This window comes from Catonella sp. (assembly GCF_052169795.1).
In the GTDB taxonomy this organism is placed as follows: Bacteria; Bacillota; Clostridia; order Lachnospirales; family Lachnospiraceae; genus Catonella.
The window spans coordinates 1-3,757 of the sequence record NZ_JBQNBU010000142.1; the positions used below are offsets into that span (position 1 = coordinate 1).

The 3,757-nt window shown below is 37.2% G+C and carries 5 protein-coding genes; 3 read left to right on the forward strand and 2 right to left on the reverse strand.

What is annotated here, in order from left to right; genetic code table 11:
* Nucleotides 1-7: 7 nt before the first annotated feature.
* Together ACTTKP_RS11575 and ACTTKP_RS11580 are read right to left on the reverse strand one after the other, a co-directional pair.
* Entirely contained in the window at nucleotides 8-376 is a 369-nt protein-coding gene (locus ACTTKP_RS11575; protein WP_442554055.1) for a GntR family transcriptional regulator, read from the reverse strand.
* Between the two features lie 210 nt (nucleotides 377-586).
* On the reverse strand, nucleotides 587-1,336 hold the full coding sequence (locus tag ACTTKP_RS11580) for an SMI1/KNR4 family protein (protein WP_442554056.1): 750 nt from the start codon (nucleotides 1,334-1,336) through the stop codon (nucleotides 587-589).
* A gap of 219 nt (nucleotides 1,337-1,555) precedes the next feature.
* Here ACTTKP_RS11580 and ACTTKP_RS11585 point away from each other — a divergent pair, with 219 nt between their 5' ends.
* The 3 genes from ACTTKP_RS11585 to ACTTKP_RS11595 all read left to right on the forward strand — a co-directional run.
* Nucleotides 1,556-1,996 carry a MarR family winged helix-turn-helix transcriptional regulator gene (locus ACTTKP_RS11585; protein ID WP_442554057.1) on the forward strand — a complete coding sequence of 147 codons (441 nt, stop codon included), beginning with the start codon at nucleotides 1,556-1,558 and terminating at the stop codon, nucleotides 1,994-1,996.
* Nucleotides 1,986-3,533 carry an ABC transporter permease/substrate-binding protein gene (locus ACTTKP_RS11590; RefSeq protein ID WP_442554058.1) on the forward strand — a complete coding sequence of 516 codons (1,548 nt, stop codon included), beginning with the start codon at nucleotides 1,986-1,988 and terminating at the stop codon, nucleotides 3,531-3,533. The genes ACTTKP_RS11585 and ACTTKP_RS11590 overlap by 11 nt, the downstream gene beginning before the upstream one ends.
* Nucleotides 3,526-3,757, forward strand: a 232-nt coding sequence (locus ACTTKP_RS11595) for an ATP-binding cassette domain-containing protein (RefSeq protein ID WP_442554059.1), incomplete at its 3' end; no start/stop codon positions are given. The genes ACTTKP_RS11590 and ACTTKP_RS11595, both read left to right, overlap by 8 nt.

Consider the following 3,757-nt stretch of genomic DNA (forward strand, 5'->3'; position numbering starts at 1 on the left):
TAAAACATTACAATCCCTCCTTATAGTATTCTTTGCAAAGAGTAAGCACTTCATCCAACGACAGCCCCGAAAGCTGGAGTTCTGAAATGATTACTCTTAATTCCTTCAATGTTTCTTCTTTGACAGGACTCTCTTTAGCCTTACTACTGATTAGAGTTCCCTTCCTTCTGTCTGTTACTATATAACCTTCATTATTTAACATCTGGTATGCCTTACTCACAGTCATCATATTGATACCGCTTTCATCTGCCAGTGCCCTGATAGTCGGAAGCTTTTCCCCCGGACTAAGCTTTCCCTCCGCTATTCCCACAACAATCTGGTCACACAGTTGCTGATAAATAGGGGTTTTACTTTCAAAATCAAAGATTAAACGCATATCTTCCTCCTTTCCGGATTATAAAAGCTGATAAATTGTTTATCTTATTTGCATTATAACATATAATACAAATAAGTCAAGAGATGATTAAGGACTTGCTTTTCTTTAATATATGTTTATAATTTAAACATATAGAGGTTGTATCGTTCCCCCACAAGGTTTCTCTGAAACCGAGAGCTACCACAACCTCTATTTATCTTTTAAATATTTTTAACTTTCTCGCAGATAATTCACTAACTCTTTTTCTAACAATTCATACATGGTATTCTGCAAAAATTTTACTTTGTCTTGCTCATGGGCATAGTACCAGACAGTTTCTTCGCTAGGGCGGAGTAGGAGTAAATCTCCGTCAGCCTCTTTCCAAAATTCACCCAGTACACAATAACACTCCTCATGAATAGTTTGGTTAAATAGCTGGGATAAGTTGATGCTCAGACCGGTAGATACAGTAATTCCCTCTGTTATGGAAAAAAATTCCCGAACTTGTGTTGGGAGAATAAATCCTAATTTCTTTTCTATCTCTACAATTTTCTCCGCAGTTGCAGCAGATTTTATTTCATCAGAGGATTCCAAGACTTTTGACAACATTTTTGAGAACTTAGGGTATCGAGTAAACCATTCTGGGTGCTCTGCCTTGAATTTCTTTTGCTTTTCTAGTTGTACTCGTTTCTGTTCCTTACAGTAAGAGTCCAATTCCTCCAGATACCGTTCTTGATAGAGATTACTGATTTCAAACACTATTCCGTTCTTCTCCAGAATAGCGATGGCTCCCTTTTGGCTACCAAATACCGGTACCCAAGAAAATCCATGCGACCGGGGTTTTAGTTTCAAAAACTCGCCATGGTTTAATAGTTTTTCCACTTCGGATTCGTGTTCGTTCCACCAAACCCACCAACTCTCAGGGCTTTCTCTGCCCTCAGCTAAATTCAAGCACTTTGAAAATAACTCCAACTTATCCATCTCTATCACCTCACATTATCTTTTTCTATTTTACCACAATTCCAAGAGCGTGGAAACAGAGAGTTTTCCGGTCTGATTTCCTGCCTTATGGATATACAGGGTGGGTGGTCTTTCAGGTGTAGACTTAGGATAGTATGGGCAAAAACCCCTTGACAACATTACTTCTATATAGTAGTATTGCCTAGAATAAATTTCTATATAGAACTATTTGGAGAAGATATGAAAACAGAAGGTGGATATTTAATAGGACGAATAAAATATTTGAGCGGGAGACGATTAAACAAGCTTTTTTCGGAGTCAGGATTAAATGAGTTCAATGGAGAACAAGGGAAAATCCTCTATCAGCTTTGGAAAAAAGAAGGCATCAGCAGCAAAGATATAGCCGCAAAAACCGGGCTTGCAATCAATACTCTTACAAATATGCTTGATAAAATGGAAGCCTCAGATCTTATTTTTCGTATTCAATGTGATAAGGACAAGAGAAAAAAATATATTTTCTTAACTCCGAAGGGAAAAGCCTTGGAGGATAAATCACAGGTTGCAACCGAAAAAATGAACGGAATATTCTATACCGGTTTTAATTCCTGTGAAATAGAAATATTTGAAAGCTACCTAAGAAGGATAATTACTAATTTGGAGGAAGAAGAAAATGGCAAATAATCTTGTGACAGAATTTACAGATAACTCTGCATTCTACCTGAAACTACTGTTTGAACATATAGGTATTACCTTTATTTCTGCTATAATTGCAATAATAATAGGTCTGTCTGTAGGTATATGGATAACCACGAAGCCTACACTCGCAAATTATGTTATCTCTATAGTAAATGTGGTTTATACCATCCCTTCCATAGCCCTGCTCGGATTTTTAATATCTTTTACCGGAATTGGCAATACTACCGCAATAATTGCCCTTACCATCTATGCCCTGCTTCCTATAGTAAGAAGTACTTATGTAGGAATAACAACCATTGACCCTAAAATCATCGAAGCCGGCAGAGCCATGGGCAGCAAGGAATTTCAGGTACTATATAAAATCAAGCTCCCTTTGGCATTTCCCGTAATTCTTGTTTCCGTAAGAAACATGGTTACCATGACTATTGCTCTTGCCGGTATAGCATCTTTTGTAGGCGCAGGCGGGCTTGGTGTAGCGATTTACAGAGGTATCACCACCAATAACAGTGTACTTATTTTTATCGGAAGCCTGTTAATTGCCCTGCTTGCCTTAACAACAGACGGTATTTTGGGAATATTCGGCAAGTTGATTACTACCCACAAATTAAAAAAGTTTCGAGCTAAAACTGTTATAGCCGGAGTTTTGATTGTAGTTGTATTTTTTTCTGTAATAGGAATACGGGAAAGTCACAAAGCTGATACTGTCAATATTGCTTCAAAGCCTACCTCTGAGGGCTATATCTTGGCAGAAATTACCGCAGCACTAATAAAAAGTGACACAAAACTGGATGTAAACATAACTCATGGAGTAGGTGGCGGAACTTCAAATATACACCCTGCCATAGTAAAAGGCGATTTTGATATGTATCCGGAGTACACAGGTACTTCCTGGCAGATAGTCTTAAAAAGAAACGAGCCATACACCGAGGATGATTTTGATACATTGAATAAAGCTTATCAGGACAAATATAAGCTCACTTGGAAAGGAATGTTCGGTTTTAACAACACCTATAGTTTAGGTATAAGAAGAGATTTAGCCGAAAAATATTCTATTAAAACTTTCAGTGATTTAGCGAAATATGCAAAAGACTTTACCTTTGGTGCAGAATATGACTTTTTCGAAAGAGAAGATGGTTTTAATGCTCTGTCAAAGGTATATAATCTTAAATTCAGGAAGAATGCAGATATGGATAACGGACTTAAGTATCAGGCTTTATTTGATAAAAAGTTAGATGTAATGACTGTATTTACAACCGACGGGCAGCTCAATGACAAAAGAATAGTCGTGCTTGAAGATGACCTTAACTTCTATCCTAAATATATGGCAGGTATGGTTGTAAGAGAGGAAGTGCTTAATAAGCATCCTGAACTAAATACTGTACTTGACAAGCTGAATAACCTGATAGATGAAGATACTATGGCAAAGCTAAACAACAGGGTTGAGACAGGAAAAGAAAATCCGAAGGATGTTGCAATCAGCTTCTTAGAAGAAAAGGGCTTTACGGAGGTAAAAAATGACTAAGTTAATTGAATATAAAAATATATGCAAATCATATTCCGGTACTCCGGTGCTCCAGGGCTTCAATCTTGAGATAAATGAAGGTGATTTTCTATGTGTTGTAGGGACTTCGGGCTCAGGAAAGACTACTATGATGAAAATGATTAACGGCTTATTAACCCCTGATGAAGGTGAGCTTCTTATATCAGGTAAAAATATAAAAGATGAGGATATTATTTCCCTCAGAA

Coding starts and splice junctions, on each gene's coding strand:
- ACTTKP_RS11575 (WP_442554055.1), bottom strand. CDS start 376: ATGCGTTTAATCTTTGATTTTGAAAGTAAAACCCCTATTTATCAGCAA.
- ACTTKP_RS11580 (WP_442554056.1), bottom strand. CDS start 1,336: ATGGATAAGTTGGAGTTATTTTCAAAGTGCTTGAATTTAGCTGAGGGC.
- ACTTKP_RS11585 (WP_442554057.1), top strand. CDS start 1,556: ATGAAAACAGAAGGTGGATATTTAATAGGACGAATAAAATATTTGAGC.
- ACTTKP_RS11590 (WP_442554058.1), top strand. CDS start 1,986: ATGGCAAATAATCTTGTGACAGAATTTACAGATAACTCTGCATTCTAC.